This window comes from Streptomyces sp. HP-A2021 (genome assembly GCF_022807935.1).
Classification (GTDB): Bacteria; Actinomycetota; Actinomycetes; order Streptomycetales; family Streptomycetaceae; genus Streptomyces; species Streptomyces afghaniensis.
The window spans coordinates 2,750,082-2,765,583 of the sequence record NZ_CP094344.1; the positions used below are offsets into that span (position 1 = coordinate 2,750,082).

The window sequence follows — 15,502 nt, forward strand, 5'->3', positions numbered from 1 at the left end:
CTCAGGGAGCGACTTCGATCCCCCGTCCGGGCCGGTGCTTGATGCTACCGAGCCCACCACGCGTGGCTGACCCCCTCTCGCCGAGCGTGAAACTGATCACCCATTCGAGGGATGAATGTGAAGTTTGTACCCCCGTACGTCGGGGCCACGACGGTTCCGTTCCCGCCAAGTGGCCGGTTCCGTACGGTGGTTTCCGTTCGCGTGACCGACAGCCCGCAGCGGTTTCAGGACGGTCGGCGCCTGCTCACGCGCGCGTGGCGGTCGCCAGCCACTCCGCGTCGATCTCACCCTCGGCCACGATCACCGCGGGGCCCGTCATCTCGATCTCGCCGTCGGGCCGCTCGGTGATCACCAGGGTGCCGCCGGGTACGTCCACGGTGTACGTCGCCGGTGTGCCGGTGGCCGTCGGGTCGGCGCCGTCGCGGCGGGCGGCGGCCACGGCGACCGCGCACGCGCCCGTGCCGCACGAGCGCGTCTCGCCGGCGCCGCGCTCGTGCACGCGCAGCGCGACGTGCCCGGGACCCCGGTCGACCACGAACTCGACGTTCACGCCGTCCGGGTAGGCGGCGGCCGGGCTGAAGGGCGGCGGCGACAGCAGGTCACCGGCATGGGACAGGTCGTCCACGAAGGCGACCGCGTGCGGGTTGCCCATGTTCACGTTCCGCGCGGGCCAGCTGCGCTCGCCGACGCTCACCGTGACGTCGCCCTCGGGGAGCAGCGCCTTGCCCATGCCCACGGTGACGTCGCCGTCCTTGGCGATGTGCACGGTCTTCACACCCCCGCGCGTGGCGACGGCGAGGTCCCCTTCGGCGACGTGTCCGGCGCGCTGGAGGTAGCGCGCGAACACCCGCACGCCGTTGCCGCACATCTCCGCGATCGAGCCGTCCCCGTTGCGGTAGTCCATGAACCACTCCGCCTCGGGCGCCATGCGCTTCGCCTCGGGATGCGCCGCGGATCGCACCACGTGCAGCAGTCCGTCACCGCCGATGCCCGCGCGGCGATCGCAGAGGGCTGCGACGGCGGCCGGGGGCAGGTCGATGGCGTTCTCGGGGTCCGGGACGATCACGAAGTCGTTCTCGGTGCCGTGGCCCTTGAGGAAGGGGATCCGCGTGCTCATTCCTCGATCGTACGGTCTGCTCCGCGGGTCGGGCCGAAGGAGGGTGCCAGGGGGTTCGGGCCGTAAGTTCGTGCGGGTGCGTCGTGGCTTGTCGCGCAGTTCCCCGCGCCCCTTATGGGGCGCGCTTCAGCGGAGCCGTGCTACCCGCCAGACCGCCAGCACGACCACCGCTGCCACCATCACGGCATACGCGAGGACGACGCGCCAGTCCGGTCTGCGGCCCGAGCCCTTGGCGGGCAGGCCCGGCAAGGTGTAGCCCACGCGGCGGGCGGCCATCATGCCCCAGCCGGCCGCGCACGAGCAGATCAGCAGCCCGAGCATGGCGATCACGGCCCCGCTGTCGCCGAAGTCGAAGGCGAGCGGGAACGCGAACATCAGGGAGCCGAGCGCGGCCAGGCTCACGATGGGCGCGAGCTGCCAGATGCGCAGCCGGCGCTGCGGGCGCAGCTCGACCTCGACCTCGCCCGCGAACATCTCCTCGGGCTCGGGGCCGTCGTCCGTCACACCCTGCGTCTCGTCGGGCCCGTCGGAGCTGAGACGGTCCGACTCCTGCTCCGGTCCGTCCCGGTGCTCGGGTACGTCCAGGCGCTCGGCATCCCGGCGCTCGGGTTCATCCCGGTCGGCGGTGATGTGATCGGTGCCTTGTGCGGTGTCGCGAGGGCCGGCCTCCATCGCCACGCGCCCTCCCAACTAGGACTCAACTCGGTCGATCGAAGCTCGATGATGGCACGCCGCCGCAGGCCCGGATGACGGCCTGGGCGTCCCGATGCCATGACGTGATCAGGCTGTAACCGGTCGTTCGACCAAAGACAGCGCGAGCTGCGGAAGTTCCGTGAGATCGGCCGCAGCCCCACTCAACCAGTGCACCCGGGGATCGCGCCTGAACCATGAATCCTGACGGCGCGCGAAGCGCTTGGTGGCACGCACGGTCTCGGCCCGCGCGTCCTCCAGGGTGCACTCCCCGGCGAGCGCCGCGAGCACCTGCTGGTAGCCGAGCGCGCGTGAGGCGGTACGCCCCTCGCGCAACCCTTGCGCCTCCAGTGCGCGCACCTCGTCCACGAGGCCGGCCTCCCACATCCGGTCGACCCGGCGCGCGATGCGCTCGTCCAGCTCGGGCCGGGCCACGTCGACGCCGATCTGGATCGTGTCGTACACGGAGTCGTGGCCGGGGAGGTTGGCAGTGAAGGGCCTGCCGGTGATCTCGATCACCTCCAGGGCCCGGACGACCCTGCGGCCGTTGCTCGGCAGGATCGCCCGCGCTGCCTCGGGGTCGGCGGCGGCCAGCCGGGCATGCAGCGCGCCCGGGCCGCGCAGCGTGAGTTCCTTCTCCAGGCGGGCGCGGACCTCGGGGTCGGTGCCGGGGAACTCCAGGTTGTCGACGGCTCCGCGCACGTACAGCCCGGAACCGCCGACCAGGATCGGCCAGCGGCCCTCGGCGAGCAGGGCCTCGATCCGCTCGCGGGCCAGGCGCTGGTACTCGGCGACGGACGCCGTGACGGTCACGTCCCAGATGTCCAGGAGGTGGTGGGGTACGCCACCGCGCTCTTCGGGCGTCAGCTTGGCGGTGCCGATGTCCATCCCTCGGTAGAGCTGCATGGAGTCGGCGTTGACGACCTCACCGCCGAGACGCTGGGCCAGGAAAACGCCCAGATCGGACTTTCCGGCCGCAGTAGGTCCGACGACGGCGATGACGCGGGGGGCGGGGGGTGCACTGCTCACCGACCCAGTCTCGCAAACCTCGAACCCTGCTCTCGAACGAGTTACGTGACGCCACGGCCCCGGGGTCGTTGCCCGTTGCGAGGTTCCTGCCGCCGGATCGCAGAGGCGGTGGCCCGGGTCGCGCAAACGGACGCACCGGGCGACGCGGGATTTCGCCCGCACGAGTAACGTATGGAGTGGATATGGGCGTTTTTGCACGACTTCTCCGGCGGTCCAAGGCCACGGAGGAGGCGGCGCCTGCCGCCGAGGCTCAGGCCGACAAGGCGACGGCCGGGACCGAGGCGGAGGAAACGGCAGGGGCAGAGGCGGCGGCGAAGGGGGCTGACGGGGCAGCGGAAGCGGCCGAGCCGGCTGCTGAGGCGGCCGAGGTCACCGAGACCGAAGGCGTCGACATCCCCAAGCAGCAGTCCACCGACAAGGCGGCCGACAACGAGGCCGGCGAGGGCGCCCGCACGTGACCGCCCCGCGCGAGGGAAGGTGAACCATGGGTCTGCTGGACAACGTGAAGGCCAAACTGGGCCCGGCCAAGGGCAAGGTCTCGGACCTCGCACAGCGGCACGAGGACAAGATCCAGCACGGCCTCGACAAGGCCGCGCACGTCGTCGACAAGAGGACCAAGGGCAAGTACAGCGACAGGATCCAGTCGGGCACGGGCAAGGCCAAGGGCGCCATGGACCGACTCGCGCACAAGGGCGACAGCGGACCGGACGCGAGCGGCACGACGCCGCCGCCGGGCCCGGGCGGCACCATGCCGCCGGACACAGGCCGTACGGCACCACCTCGGGACACGGGCCGCACGGCACCGCCTCGGGGCGCCGGAGGCACCGGCACCCCGCCGCCGGACGCACCACCGCCCACTTCCTGAGCGCATATCGACGCAGCAGTTCCTGACCACACATCGGCACACTGAAGGGCACATCGGCGGACGGCCGCGGAGCACGAAGGCTCCCGGCCGTCCGCCGTTTCCCGCGTCCCGCCGCCGGGGCCGTCGTGCCGCCGGGGCTACGACCAGGTGGCCACGAGGTATCCCACCCCGTACGGCGCGTCCTCGTACAACAGTGATCCGCCGAGGTCCGCGCCCTCGGCCGCGCCCGCCAGGACCTGCCAGGGGGCCCGGCCGGAGACCTTCAATTGGTGTGCCAGCCCTGTGTCCAGGGTCGTGAGCGCGCCCACGTCCGCCGCGCCGAGTGCGCGCGCGACCTCCGCGTCGAAGGGCGCCGCACGTTCGTCCAGATACCCCGGGGCCTTCAGCGTCCGGCACGCGCTGGCGTCACCCATCACCAGCAGCGCGACCCGCTCGGCCCCTGTGGCGAGGTCCCGTCCGATCCGCCCACACCGCTCCGGCGCGAGCCGGTCCCCCACGCCGAGTCCCTCGACCGGAGCGTCGGACCACCCGGTCCGCTCCAGCAGCCAGGCGGCCACCGCCAGCGAGTACGGCAGCCGCTGCTCCGCAGGCGCGCCGTCATCCCCTCCCAGCCGTACGTCGAGATCGACGCCGAAGCCCCGGAACGAGCCCCGCGTGCCCTCCGGATAGGTCTCGGGCCCGGCACTGTCGACCGGCCCGACGACCACGAGCCGGCCGGGCCGGGCGGCGGCGAGCACGCCCAGTGCGTCCGTGCAGGCGGCCCGCGCGGCGTCCAGCTCCGGAGCGGCGCCCGCGGCGACCTCGGGCACCAGTAGGGGCGGGCAGGGGCAGACAGCGGCGGCGACAAGCATGATCGGCAGGGTAACCCAGCAGGACACAGGCCCTGCCCGGCCCGGCGCGGCCCCGGCCGAGGCGGGCCGCAGCCCGCTCAGTCGCAGCCGCAGCCGCTCGCCGCCACCGGGAGCGGCTCGGGGACGCCGATCTTCGGCAGGCCCAGGAGCACGCCGGCCGGCTGGGCCGGCGTGCCCGCCTTCTCGGCGTTGCGCTTCTCCCAGGCGTCGCCCGCGCGTGTGCGGCGCACGTCCAGCACGGGGCCCTCGGCGAGGAGGTGGTGCGGGGCGGCGTAGGTGATCTCGACCGTGACCACGTCGCCGGGGCGCACCTCCTGGTCCGGCTTGGTGAAGTGGACGAGGCGGTTGTCGGGGGCCCGGCCGGACAGGCGGTGGGTGCTGTCGTCCTTGCGGCCCTCGCCCTCGGCGACCATCAGCTCCAGCGTGCGGCCGACCTGCTTCTTGTTCTCCTCCCAGGAGATCTCCTCCTGGAGGGCGACCAGACGCTCGTAGCGCTCCTGGACGACCTTCTTGGGGATCTGGCCGTCCATCTCGGCGGCCGGGGTGCCCGGGCGCTTGGAGTACTGGAAGGTGAAGGCCTGGGCGAAGCGGGCCTCGCGCACCACGTGCAGCGTCTGCTCGAAGTCCTCGTCGGTCTCGCCGGGGAAGCCCACGATGATGTCGGTGCTGATCGCCGCGTGCGGGATGGCGGCGCGGACCTTCTCGATGATCCCCAGATAGCGCTCCTGGCGGTAGGAGCGGCGCATGGCCTTCAGGACCGTGTCCGAACCGGACTGGAGCGGCATGTGCAGCTGCGGCATCACGTTCGGCGTCTCGGCCATGGCGGCGATGACGTCGTCGGTGAAGTCGCGCGGGTGCGGGGAGGTGAAGCGGACGCGCTCCAGGCCCTCGATCTTCCCGCAGGCGCGCAGCAGCTTGCTGAAGGCCTCGCGGTCGCCGATGTCGGAGCCGTACGCGTTGACGTTCTGCCCGAGCAGTGTGATCTCGGAGACGCCCTCGGCGACCAGGGCCTCGATCTCGGCGAGGATGTCGCCGGGGCGGCGGTCCTTCTCCTTGCCGCGCAGGGCCGGGACGATGCAGAAGGTGCAGGTGTTGTTACAGCCCACGGAGATGGAGACCCAGGCCGCATAGGCGCTCTCGCGCCGTGTCGGCAGTGTCGACGGGAACGCCTCCAGCGACTCGGCGATCTCGACCTGCGCCTCCTCCTGGACGCGCGCGCGTTCCAGCAGGACCGGCAGCTTGCCGATGTTGTGCGTGCCGAAGACGACATCCACCCAGGGCGCCTTCTTCACGATGGTGTCGCGGTCCTTCTGCGCGAGGCAGCCGCCGACCGCGATCTGCATGCCCGGGCGGGCGGCCTTCTTCGGCGCGAGGTGGCCGAGGTTGCCGTACAGCTTGTTGTCGGCGTTCTCCCGCACGGCGCAGGTGTTGAAGACGACGACGTCGGCCGCGTCGGCGCCCTCGGGGGCGCGGACGTAGCCCGCGTCCTCCAGCAGACCGGCCAATCGCTCGGAGTCGTGGACGTTCATCTGGCACCCGTAGGTGCGTACCTCGTATGTTCGCGTGCCGCCCACTGACTGGCTCCGGTCGATGCTGCTCATGGGACAAGGGTAGGCGGTCGGCGGAAGTGCCTCGGTCGCCTGTGGACAACCCCGGGCCCCCGGGCTCAGGCCTCTATGAGACCGGCGCGGATCGCGTACCTGGTCAGCTCCAGACGGTCGCGCATGCCGAGCTTCTGGAGGAGGTTGGCACGGTGGCGTTCGACCGTCTTGGCGCTGATGAAGAGGAGTTCGCCGATCTCCTTCGAGGTGTGGCCCTCGGCGACCAGCTTGAGGATCTCCTCCTCGCGTTCGGTGATGGCCCGTTCCGGCAGGCCGTCGCCGCGGTGCAGCCGCTCCAGGTAGGAGCGGACGAGGGCCCGCTCGGCACCCGGGTAGATGAACGGCTCGTCGCGCACGGCCGCCCGGCAGGCCTCGACCAGGTCACGGTCTGCGACGGACTTGAGGACGTAGCCGCTGGCCCCGGCCCTGAGCGCCTCGAAGAAGTACTCCTCGTTGTCGTACATCGTCAGGATGAGGATGTGCAGGTCGGGCAGTCGGCGGGAGAGTTCGCGGGCCGCCTGGAGGCCGGTCATGCGGGGCATGGCGACGTCCAGGACGGCCAGGTCGACGGCGGCGTCCCGGGCCTTGGCTACGGCCTCGGCCCCGTCCCCGGCCTCGGCCACGACCGTCAGGTCGGGCTCCCCGTCCAGGATGAGGCGCACGCCCCGGCGTACGAGGGTGTGGTCGTCGGCGAGCAGGACGCGGATCGGTGTGGACATCAGCGGGGTCCTTCAGTCGCTGGTTCACGCAAGGTCACCGGGATGCGCAGCCGTACGTCGGTGCCCCCGCCCGGTGCCGGTTCCAGGGTGAGAGCGGCTCCGATCAGCAGCGCGCGTTCACGCATGCCCGTGATGCCGGCACCCTCGGGGGCGTCGCCTAGGCCCGTGCCGTTGTCGCGTACGAGGAGCTCGACGCCGCCCGGGACCGGCCGGAGGCGGAGTTCGGCACGGTCGGCGCCGGCGTGCCGGGCGGTGTTGGTCAGGCCTTCCTGGGCCACTCGGTAGACGACGAGTTCCGATTCCGGGGTCAGGGCGGGGAGGTCGCCGGTGACGTGGTGGCGCACGGTCAGCCCGTGGGTCGTGAATTCGGCGGCGAGCGAGCGCAGGGCGCTGGCCAGGCCGAGTTCCTCCAGGACACCGGGGCGCAGCCGACGGGCGATACGGCGGATCTCGTCCAGGCCGGCCCGGGTCGCCTCCTGCGCCTGGCCGACCTCCTCGCGCAGGTCGTCGGGGGCCCGGTCCGCGACGCGCTTGAGCTGGAGGAGGACGGCGGTCAGGGTCTGCCCGACCTCATCGTGGAGCTCCCGGGCGATCCGGTGCCGTTCGCTCTCCTGTGCGGACAGCGCCCGGGCGGCGCCCGCGGCCCGCTCGGCCTCCAGCCGGTCGAGCATCGCGTTGTACGTCGTGATCAGTCCGGCCGTCTCCGCGGGTCCGGCGACCACCGGGCGGGAGCCCGGACGCAGCAGGTCCACGGTGGCCATGGCCCGGTCCAGCCGTTGCAGGGGCCCGAGGCCGAAGCGCAGCACGAGCGCGTTGCCGGCGAGCAGCATCGCCAGGCCGCCGAGCAGGACGAGCGCCTCGCCCGCCAGGACGGGGGTCGACACGGTGACCGGGCCGAGCAGCAACGCGGTGGCCACGACCAGGCCCGCCGCGTTGAGAGAGAAGATCCGCCAGAACAACGACACGTTCCTGGATCCGCTCCTTCCGGCCTTCGCGTATGACACCGCCCCATCCACCCTCTCCGGCGACCGGCCGCTGCGTATATCCGTCACGACACCCATGTCGTCACCGTACGGCCGGATGGCAGCATGCGGACTTGACCCGTCCGTTGATCGACACCGTTCACCAGACCGACAAGAGCCAGACGAACAAGGGGAAGAAACGTGTCAGCTCCGCGCCTGAGGGCGACGCCGCTGCCGGGCATCGGGGTCCAGTACGACCTGGAGACCCGGGAACACCGCCATCTGTCGGTGGTGGCGCACCGAGACGGGACGCGCACGGTGAACGTGTACCGGGCCGACGATCCGGACTCCTGCGCGCAGTCGCTGCGGCTGACCGGTTCGGAGGCGGGGTCGCTGATCGACGCGCTGAAGCCGTCCCACCACAGCCCGAGCCTGCTGTACACCACGGACCTGGGGCTGGTCGCCGAGCGGATCGAGGTGGCCGCGACCTCGCGCTGGAACGGGCGGGTGCTGGGCGACACGCGGATGCGTACGGAGACGGGCGCGTCGGTCGTGGCGGTACTGCGGCGGGCCGAGGCCATCCCCTCACCCGCGCCGGACTTCCGGCTGGCGGGCGGTGACACGCTGATCGTCGTCGGCACCCGTGAGGGCGTCGACGCCGCCGCGACGATACTCGGTCGGGAGTGAGCCGGTGCACTCCGCGGTTCTGCTGATCGAGTTCGGTTCCATCATCCTCGGCCTCGGCCTGCTCGGCCGGTTCGCCGCCCGCTTCCGGCTCTCGCCGATACCGCTGTACCTGCTGGCCGGTCTGGCCTTCGGCGAGGGCGGTCTGCTGCCGCTGGGCGCGAGCGAGGAGTTCGTCGCCACCGGTGCCGAGATCGGCGTCATCCTGCTGCTGTTGATGCTGGGCCTGGAGTACACGGCGAGCGATCTGGTCTCCAACCTCAAGACCCACTACCCGTCCGGTCTGGTCGACTGCGCGTTCAACGCGCTGCCGGGGGCGGCGGTGGCACTGCTGCTCGGCTGGGGGCCGGTGGCCGCCGTCGTCCTGGCCGGTGTCACCTGGATCTCGTCGTCCGGCGTGATCGCGAAGGTGCTCGGCGATCTGGGCCGGGTCGGCAACCGGGAGACGCCGGTGATCCTCAGCGTGCTGGTGCTGGAGGATCTGGCGATGGCGGTGTATCTGCCCATCGTCACGGCGCTGGTGGCGGGAGCCGGGCTGCTGGCCGGCAGCCTGACCCTGGCGATCGCGCTGGGCGCGGCCGGCCTCGTGCTGTTCCTGGCCCTGCGCTACGGCAGGGTGATCTCCCGCTTCGTCTCCAGCGACGACCCGGAGAAGCTGCTGTTGGTCGTGCTGGGTCTGACGATCCTGGTCGCGGGTGTGGCACAGCAGCTCCAGGTGTCGGCGGCGGTGGGGGCCTTCCTGGTGGGCATCGCGCTGTCGGGAGAGGTGGCGGAGGGTGCGCACACGCTCCTCAGCCCCCTGCGTGACCTGTTCGCGGCGGTGTTCTTCGTCTTCTTCGGACTGCACACCGACCCGTCCAGCATCCCGCCCGTTCTGCTGCCCGCCCTGGGCCTGGCCGCCGTCACCGCCCTGACGAAGATCGCCACCGGCTACTGGGCGGCGCGGCGGGCCGGGATCTCCGTCAAGGGCCGCTGGCGGGCGGGCGGTGCGCTGGTGGCCCGTGGCGAGTTCTCGATCGTCATCGCCGGTCTGGCCGTCTCGGCGGGTATCGAACCGTCCCTCGGCCCCCTGGCCACGGCCTACGTCCTCATCCTCGTCGTCCTCGGCCCGCTCACCGCGCGCTACACGGAGCCCGTGGCGACCTGGTGGACCCGACGCCGCGAGCCACACCAGGATGCGGCGGAGACGACGCCGCGGGCCAAGGAGGCGGACGCGCAGGTGGCCGACTGAGGGGCGGCGCCGAAGCGGACAGTGGAGCCGCTGCCGGGCCGGGCAACCGCCGGACGAGGTGAGCCGTCGGCCCTGGGACGCCGCCTCAGGCGCCCGCGGCCGGTTCCCACCCCTGCTTCCTCAGCACCCCCGGCACATCCGGTGCCTCGTAGTGCTCCCCCTTGAGCACCTTGCCGTCCTCGCGGCGGGAGACGGAGCCGTCGGGACCGATCTTGGTCATGTTGGAACGGTGGATCTCGGCCAGTACCGCGTCGAGGTCGATGCCGTGCACGAGGGCGGTGCCATAAGCCACGTAGACGACATCGGCGAGTTCGTGGGCGAGCCGGTCGAGCGGGCCCGTCACCGACACCTCGGCGACCTCCGCGGCCTCCTCCGCGAGGAGTTCGCCGCGGTGGGCGGCGAGTTCCGGGGACACCTCGGTCGGGGTGCTGCAGGCGTCCAGGCCGAAGGCGAGGTGGAATTCACGGACCAGGTCAGCGGGCGAGGAGCTCATGGGGCCGACTGTAGTGGCCGCCACTGACACTCCCCCCACCCCCACCGTGTGAGCCCGCCCCTGGTCAGCGGGGCACCACGGCTGGCAGGATCTCGCGCATGCCCAAGACGTTCCCCCCTCTCGGCAAGCGCCGGGCCCTCCAGGGCGGCGCCGCCGCCCTCGTGGTCCTCGGGCTGCTCCTGTGGTGGCTGCGCCCCTGGGCCGAGGAGCCTCCGGGCGGGACGATCAGGTTCAGCACGGGCACGCGCGCGGGGGTGTACTACGAGTACGGCGACCTCCTGCGCAAGGCGATCGACAAGGACATGCCCGATCTGAAGGTGCGGTTGCTGACCAGCGCCGGTTCGCAGGAGAACGTCGCGGACGTGGCGACGGGCAAGGCCGACTTCGCGATCGCCGCGGCCGACGCGGTCGCCACGTACAAGCTCGACAACGGCACGGGCGCCGACCGCCTGCGCGGGGTCGCGCGCCTGTACGACGACTACGCCCAACTCGTCGTCCCGCCGGACTCGGACATCCGCTCCGTCGCGGACCTGCGCGGCAAGCGCGTGGCCATAGGGCTGCCGAACTCCGGCGTACGGCTGATCGCGAACGGCGTGCTCAGGGCCGCCGGCATCGACCCGGAGAAGGACATCAAGCCGTCGTCGGACGGCATCGACACCGGGCCCAAACGGCTGGGACACGGTCTCGACGCGTTCTTCTGGTCCGGCGGACTGCCCACGGACGGGCTCAGCCGGCTGGCGAAGAAGTCGGCGTCGGCCTTCCGCTTCGTGCCGATCGACGTCGGCCTCGTGGCCAAACTGCACGACCAGGGCGGTGCCACGCGCTACTACCGCGCCACCAAGATGCCGGAGTCGGCCTACCCCACGATCCAGCGCGGCGACCCGGTCCCCACCCTGGCGGTGTCCAACCTGCTGGTCACCCGCGACGACATGGACCCCCGGCTCACCGAGTGGCTGACCCGTACGGTGATCGACAGCCGGGACGGCATCGGCTCGACCGTCCACTCCGCCCAGCTGGTCGACGTCCGCACGGCGATCTACACCGACCCTCTCAAGCTGCACGACGGGGCCCGGCGCTACTACCGGTCCGTCAAGCCATAGCCCTTCTTCGACCTCGCCTCGGGCTCCGGCTTCGCTACGCCGGTCCGACCCTCGGCACCGTCACGGTCACCTTCAGCCCGTGCGGCTCGTGATGGTCGTACGCGATCGAACCGCCGCCCGCCGCGAGCAGTGCCCGTGAGATGGACAGTCCGAGGCCCGAGCCCTTGATGTTCTGGTGGCGGCTGCTGCGCCAGAAGCGGTCGCCGATGCGGGCCAGTTCCTCGTCGGTGAGGCCCGGCCCCTCGTCGGTCACGACGACGGTGGAGGTGTCGCCGTTCGGGGCGACGGTCACCTCGACGGTCCGGCCCTCGGGCGTGAACTTCACCGCGTTGTCGATGATCCCGTCCAGCGCGCTGGACAGCGCCACCGGGTCGGCCCATCCGGTCGTCGGCGGGCAGTCGCCCGCCAGGCGTACGCCCTTGGCCTCGGCGGTCGGGGACCAGGCCGCGACCCGTTCGGCGGCGAGCTCGCCGATGTCGGTGATCTTCAGATCGGCCTCGGTGTGCTCGGCCAGCGCCAGGTCGAGCAGATCGTCCAGGACCTGCGCGAGGCGCTTGCCCTCGGACTGGACCGAAGCGATCTCCTGATTGCCCTCGGGCAGCTCGAAGGAGAGCAGCTCGATGCGCAGCAACAGCGCCGCGAGGGGGTTGCGCAGCTGGTGCGAGGCATCGGCGACGAAGGCACGCTGCTGCTCCAGCACGTCCTCGACGTTGTCCGCCATCTCGTTGAACGACCGGGCCAGGCGCCTGAGTTCCGGCGGACCGCCGGCGGCGGCGACCCGGGACTTCAGCCGCCCCGTGGCGATGTCGTGGGTGGTGGCGTCCAGCACCCGTACGGGCTTGAGCACCCAGCCGGTCAGCCGCAGGGCGGCGCCGACGGCCAGCAGCATCGCGGCGAACTCGCCCGCGCCGATGACCAGCCAGCCATGCAGCGTGCGCGAGCGCAGCTGCCCGGTGGGCGAATCGGTGACGACAACCGCGACGACGTCACCGTCCCGGATGACCGGCGAGGCGACCACGAGGTTGCGGCGCTGCCAGGGCCACACCTGCCGCGGGTCGTGGCTGCGGCGGCTGAGCAGCGCCTCGTCGAAGGCGTCGCGTACCTCACCCTCCTTGGGCAGGGACCACCGGGCGGGTGCGTGGGCCATGGCACTGCCGCTGCGGTAGAAGACACCGGCTCGGATGCCGTAGACCGTGTAGTAGCTGTCGAGTTCGCGGCTGAGCGTGGCCAGGCGCTCGTTCTCGAACGCGCTGGCGGTTCCGGTGGGCGAGTCGGTGACGAACTGGGCGAGAGCCGCGAAGCGTGCCGTGTCGTCGATCCGGTCGACGACGACCTTCTGCTGCTGGGCGCCGGCCAGGCTGACGGCGAGCGGGACGCCGAGCGCGAGCAGCACGGCCGCCATCAGGACGATCAGCAGCGGGAGCAGACGAGTGCGCACTCGGCCCCGCTATCCGGCAGGCGCGACGAGCCGGTAGCCGACTCCGCGTACGGTCTCGATGAGGGCCGGCATCCGCAGCTTGGCGCGCAGGGACGCGACGTGCACCTCCAGGGTGCGCCCGGTCCCCTCCCAGCTGGTCCGCCACACCTCGCTGATGATCTGCTCCCGGCGGAAGACCACCCCGGGCCGCTGCGCGAGCAGGGCCAGGAGGTCGAACTCCTTGCGGGTCAGCTGGATCACCGTTCCGTCCACGCTGACCCGGCGCGTGGGCAGTTCGATGTGCACCGGGCCGAGGCGCAGCTCGGTCTCGATGCCGCTGGAGGTGTCCTCGTGCGAGGTGCGCCGGCTCACGGCGTGGATGCGGGCGAGCAGTTCCCCGGTGTCGTACGGCTTCACCACGTAGTCGTCGGCGCCGAGGTTGAGGCCGTGGATGCGGGAGCGCACGTCGGAGCGTGCGGTGACCATGATCACCGGCGTGCTGGTGCGCTTGCGGATCTTGCCGCAGACCTCGTATCCGTCCTGGTCGGGCAGGCCCAGGTCGAGCAGGACGACACCGAAGCCGTCGACCTCGGGCACCAGCGCCTGAAGGGCCTCCTCGCCGCTGCGCGCATGCGTGACGTCGAACCCGTGCCGCGCCAGCACCGCCGACAGGGCGGCGGCGACGTGGTTGTCGTCCTCGACGAGCAGCAGTCTCACCCGGGCCCCCTTCGGTTCACTGGCCGTACGATCTATCTGTGTACAAAAACGCGTGCACGCGCGCGCGTGCACCTTGTGCAGTCACGCTGATGGATGAGGACGGCGTCAAGAGGGTTCCGGTTGCGGAGAGCTTCCGTTACCCGGCCGATATGAGCGCTGCTCACAAGTGCTACGACATGTGTCCGATTGCTATCGGATCGTGATGCTCAGATTCCCCTCAGATGTAATGACGCAGGTCGTAGAGGGTTACTACTGTCCTCCGAAACCGAGGAGGACGGAGCCTGAGAGCGATGACCGAAGTATCGGTGGCCAAGGAAGATGTGGCCGCGACCGGAGAACTGGTCGTCCTGAAGAGCGTCAACAAGCACTTCGGCGCGTTGCACGTACTCCAGGACATCGACCTGACGATCGCCCGCGGTGAAGTCGTCGTGGTCATCGGGCCCTCCGGGTCCGGCAAGTCCACCCTGTGCCGCACCATCAACCGCCTGGAGACGATCGACTCCGGCTCGATCGCGATCGACGGCAAGCCGCTGCCCGCCGAGGGCAGGGAGCTGGCCCGGCTGAGGGCCGACGTCGGGATGGTCTTCCAGTCCTTCAATCTCTTCGCGCACAAGACCGTGCTCGAGAACGTGATGCTCGGCCAGATCAAGGTCCGCAAGAAGGACAAGAGCGCCGCCGAGGAGCGGGCCCGGGCCCTGCTCGACCGGGTCGGCGTGGCCGCGCAGGCCGAGAAGTACCCGGCACAGCTCTCCGGCGGCCAGCAGCAGCGTGTCGCGATCGCGCGGGCGCTGGCCATGGAGCCGAAGGTCATGCTCTTCGACGAGCCGACCTCCGCGCTCGACCCCGAGATGATCAACGAGGTGCTGGAGGTCATGCAGCAGCTCGCCCGGGACGGCATGACCATGATCGTCGTCACCCATGAGATGGGTTTCGCACGATCGGCCGCAAACCGCGTGGTGTTCATGGCGGACGGCCGAATCGTCGAGGAGGCTGCGCCCGACCAGTTCTTCAGCAACCCGCGCAGCGACCGTGCCAAGGACTTCCTGTCGAAGATCCTGCATCACTGACGTCGCGGGTCGCGCGCTGCGCGACCTGCGTCACCGCCCTTGACGGCCCGCATCTCTTCTCAAGTCAAAGGATGTTCACCATGAAGCTCCGCAAGGTCACCGCCGCCTCGGCCACCGTGTTCGCCCTCGCCCTCACCGCCACGGCGTGCGGCGGCGACAACAACGGCGGCGGCTCCGACTCCGGCGGCGGCAAGACGATCACCGTCGGCATCAAGTTCGACCAGCCGGGCCTCGGCCAGAAGACGCCGCAGGGCTACGCCGGTTTCGATGTCGACGTCGCCACGTACGTCGCGAAGAAGCTCGGCTACAACGCCGACCAGATCGAGTGGAAGGAAGCGAAGAGCGCCGACCGCGAGACCATGCTCCAGCGCGGTGACGTCGACTTCATCGCCGCGACCTACTCGATCACCCCGGAGCGCCAGGAAAAGGTCGACTTCGCCGGCCCGTACCTGCTCGCGCACCAGGATGTGCTGGTCCGCGCCGACGACAACTCGATCAAGTCGCCGAAGGACCTCAACAACAAGAACCTCTGTTCGGTCGCCGGCTCGACCTCCGCGCAGAACGTCAAGGACAAGCTGGCCCCCGACGCGGAACTGCAGACCTACCCGACGTACTCGGCCTGTCTGAGCGGTCTGCAGAACAAGGCCATCGACGCGCTGACCACCGACGACTCGATCCTCGCCGGTTACGCCGCCCAGTCCCAGTTCAAGGGCAAGTTCAAGCTCGGCGGTTTCAAGATGACCAACGAGAACTACGGCATCGGCGTCAAGAAGGGCAGTGACCTCAAGGCCGACATCAACAAGGCCCTCGAGGACATGGTCGCCGACGGTTCCTGGCAGAAGGCCGTGGACAAGAACCTCGGTCCGGCCAACTACAAGAACGAGCCCGCGCCGAAGATCGGCGACATCAAGAGCTGACGCAACGGCTGAGGCAACGTCTGACGGGTGCGCCGTCCTCCG

17 protein-coding genes are annotated in these 15,502 nt (G+C 70.8%); 7 read left to right on the plus strand and 10 right to left on the minus strand.

Annotated elements, in window-relative coordinates:
- Nucleotides 1-244: 244 nt before the first annotated feature.
- From dapF to miaA, 3 genes are all read right to left on the minus strand, one after another.
- Nucleotides 245-1,117, minus strand: a complete 873-nt coding sequence (gene dapF, locus MQE23_RS12420; protein ID WP_243379192.1) for a diaminopimelate epimerase — start codon at nt 1,115-1,117, stop codon at nt 245-247.
- A 126-nt stretch (nt 1,118-1,243) separates the two neighbouring features.
- The gene (locus MQE23_RS12425) at nt 1,244-1,789 is read right to left on the minus strand and encodes a hypothetical protein (protein ID WP_243382606.1); all 546 of its coding nucleotides are present in this window, start codon (nt 1,787-1,789) and stop codon (nt 1,244-1,246) included.
- A 108-nt stretch (nt 1,790-1,897) separates the two neighbouring features.
- Nucleotides 1,898-2,836, minus strand: coding sequence for a tRNA (adenosine(37)-N6)-dimethylallyltransferase MiaA (gene miaA / locus MQE23_RS12430; RefSeq protein ID WP_020274553.1), 939 nt, complete (start codon nt 2,834-2,836; stop codon nt 1,898-1,900).
- A 182-nt stretch (nt 2,837-3,018) separates the two neighbouring features.
- Here miaA and MQE23_RS12435 point away from each other — a divergent pair, with 182 nt between their 5' ends.
- The gene (locus MQE23_RS12435; protein ID WP_243379193.1) at nt 3,019-3,294 is read left to right on the plus strand and encodes a hypothetical protein; all 276 of its coding nucleotides are present in this window, start codon (nt 3,019-3,021) and stop codon (nt 3,292-3,294) included.
- A 26-nt stretch (nt 3,295-3,320) separates the two neighbouring features.
- Nucleotides 3,321-3,701: an antitoxin gene (locus MQE23_RS12440; protein ID WP_243379194.1), complete on the plus strand. Its 381-nt coding sequence runs from the start codon at nt 3,321-3,323 to the stop codon at nt 3,699-3,701.
- Nucleotides 3,702-3,838: 137 nt separating this feature from the next.
- Here the strand turns inward: MQE23_RS12440 and MQE23_RS12445 are convergent, their stop codons facing one another.
- From MQE23_RS12445 to MQE23_RS12460, 4 genes are all read right to left on the minus strand, one after another.
- Nucleotides 3,839-4,552: a class III extradiol dioxygenase subunit B-like domain-containing protein gene (locus MQE23_RS12445; RefSeq protein WP_037672686.1), complete on the minus strand. Its 714-nt coding sequence runs from the start codon at nt 4,550-4,552 to the stop codon at nt 3,839-3,841.
- 77 nt (nt 4,553-4,629) lie between these two features.
- The gene (miaB, locus tag MQE23_RS12450; protein WP_037672688.1) at nt 4,630-6,153 is read right to left on the minus strand and encodes a tRNA (N6-isopentenyl adenosine(37)-C2)-methylthiotransferase MiaB; all 1,524 of its coding nucleotides are present in this window, start codon (nt 6,151-6,153) and stop codon (nt 4,630-4,632) included.
- Between the two features lie 65 nt (nt 6,154-6,218).
- Nucleotides 6,219-6,872, minus strand: a complete 654-nt coding sequence (locus MQE23_RS12455) for a response regulator transcription factor (RefSeq protein ID WP_020276288.1) — start codon at nt 6,870-6,872, stop codon at nt 6,219-6,221.
- A complete protein-coding gene (locus tag MQE23_RS12460) occupies nt 6,872-7,837 on the minus strand; it encodes a sensor histidine kinase (protein WP_020276289.1) in 966 nt (321 codons plus the stop codon). Before MQE23_RS12460 ends, MQE23_RS12455 begins: the two co-directional genes overlap by 1 nt.
- 198 nt (nt 7,838-8,035) lie before the next feature.
- Here MQE23_RS12460 and MQE23_RS12465 point away from each other — a divergent pair, with 198 nt between their 5' ends.
- Together MQE23_RS12465 and MQE23_RS12470 are read left to right on the plus strand one after the other, a co-directional pair.
- Nucleotides 8,036-8,521, plus strand: a complete 486-nt coding sequence (locus MQE23_RS12465) for a TrkA C-terminal domain-containing protein (protein ID WP_020276290.1) — start codon at nt 8,036-8,038, stop codon at nt 8,519-8,521.
- 4 nt (nt 8,522-8,525) lie between these two features.
- Complete coding sequence (locus tag MQE23_RS12470; protein ID WP_243379195.1) at nt 8,526-9,749, plus strand: cation:proton antiporter; 1,224 nt, start codon at nt 8,526-8,528, stop codon at nt 9,747-9,749.
- Between the two features lie 85 nt (nt 9,750-9,834).
- Here the strand turns inward: MQE23_RS12470 and MQE23_RS12475 are convergent, their stop codons facing one another.
- The gene (locus MQE23_RS12475; protein ID WP_243379196.1) at nt 9,835-10,242 is read right to left on the minus strand and encodes a MazG nucleotide pyrophosphohydrolase domain-containing protein; all 408 of its coding nucleotides are present in this window, start codon (nt 10,240-10,242) and stop codon (nt 9,835-9,837) included.
- A gap of 98 nt (nt 10,243-10,340) precedes the next feature.
- Between MQE23_RS12475 and MQE23_RS12480 the strand changes: the two genes are divergently transcribed.
- Complete coding sequence (locus MQE23_RS12480; RefSeq protein WP_020276294.1) at nt 10,341-11,342, plus strand: TAXI family TRAP transporter solute-binding subunit; 1,002 nt, start codon at nt 10,341-10,343, stop codon at nt 11,340-11,342.
- Nucleotides 11,343-11,376: 34 nt separating this feature from the next.
- Here MQE23_RS12480 and MQE23_RS12485 read toward each other — a convergent pair whose 3' ends face one another.
- On the minus strand, nt 11,377-12,780 hold the full coding sequence (locus MQE23_RS12485; RefSeq protein ID WP_020276295.1) for a HAMP domain-containing sensor histidine kinase: 1,404 nt from the start codon (nt 12,778-12,780) through the stop codon (nt 11,377-11,379).
- A gap of 9 nt (nt 12,781-12,789) precedes the next feature.
- Entirely contained in the window at nt 12,790-13,476 is a 687-nt protein-coding gene (locus MQE23_RS12490; protein ID WP_010034790.1) for a response regulator transcription factor, read from the minus strand.
- A 290-nt stretch (nt 13,477-13,766) separates the two neighbouring features.
- Between MQE23_RS12490 and MQE23_RS12495 the strand changes: the two genes are divergently transcribed.
- Both MQE23_RS12495 and MQE23_RS12500 read left to right on the plus strand, forming a co-directional pair.
- Nucleotides 13,767-14,543 carry an amino acid ABC transporter ATP-binding protein gene (locus MQE23_RS12495; protein ID WP_020276296.1) on the plus strand — a complete coding sequence of 259 codons (777 nt, stop codon included), beginning with the start codon at nt 13,767-13,769 and terminating at the stop codon, nt 14,541-14,543.
- Nucleotides 14,544-14,623: 80 nt separating this feature from the next.
- Complete coding sequence (locus MQE23_RS12500) at nt 14,624-15,460, plus strand: glutamate ABC transporter substrate-binding protein (RefSeq protein ID WP_243379197.1); 837 nt, start codon at nt 14,624-14,626, stop codon at nt 15,458-15,460.
- Nucleotides 15,461-15,502 lie beyond the last annotated feature (42 nt).

Bases quoted from the DNA above. Each gene is read 5' to 3' on its own strand.
- dapF (WP_243379192.1), bottom strand. From the start codon at position 1,117: ATGAGCACGCGGATCCCCTTCCTCAAGGGCCACGGCACCGAGAACGAC.
- MQE23_RS12495 (WP_020276296.1), top strand. From the start codon at position 13,767: ATGACCGAAGTATCGGTGGCCAAGGAAGATGTGGCCGCGACCGGAGAA.
- miaB (WP_037672688.1), bottom strand. From the start codon at position 6,153: ATGAGCAGCATCGACCGGAGCCAGTCAGTGGGCGGCACGCGAACATAC.
- MQE23_RS12440 (WP_243379194.1), top strand. From the start codon at position 3,321: ATGGGTCTGCTGGACAACGTGAAGGCCAAACTGGGCCCGGCCAAGGGC.
- MQE23_RS12500 (WP_243379197.1), top strand. From the start codon at position 14,624: ATGAAGCTCCGCAAGGTCACCGCCGCCTCGGCCACCGTGTTCGCCCTC.
- MQE23_RS12480 (WP_020276294.1), top strand. From the start codon at position 10,341: ATGCCCAAGACGTTCCCCCCTCTCGGCAAGCGCCGGGCCCTCCAGGGC.
- MQE23_RS12475 (WP_243379196.1), bottom strand. From the start codon at position 10,242: ATGAGCTCCTCGCCCGCTGACCTGGTCCGTGAATTCCACCTCGCCTTC.
- MQE23_RS12445 (WP_037672686.1), bottom strand. From the start codon at position 4,552: ATGCTTGTCGCCGCCGCTGTCTGCCCCTGCCCGCCCCTACTGGTGCCC.
- MQE23_RS12455 (WP_020276288.1), bottom strand. From the start codon at position 6,872: ATGTCCACACCGATCCGCGTCCTGCTCGCCGACGACCACACCCTCGTA.
- MQE23_RS12425 (WP_243382606.1), bottom strand. From the start codon at position 1,789: ATGGAGGCCGGCCCTCGCGACACCGCACAAGGCACCGATCACATCACC.
- MQE23_RS12435 (WP_243379193.1), top strand. From the start codon at position 3,019: ATGGGCGTTTTTGCACGACTTCTCCGGCGGTCCAAGGCCACGGAGGAG.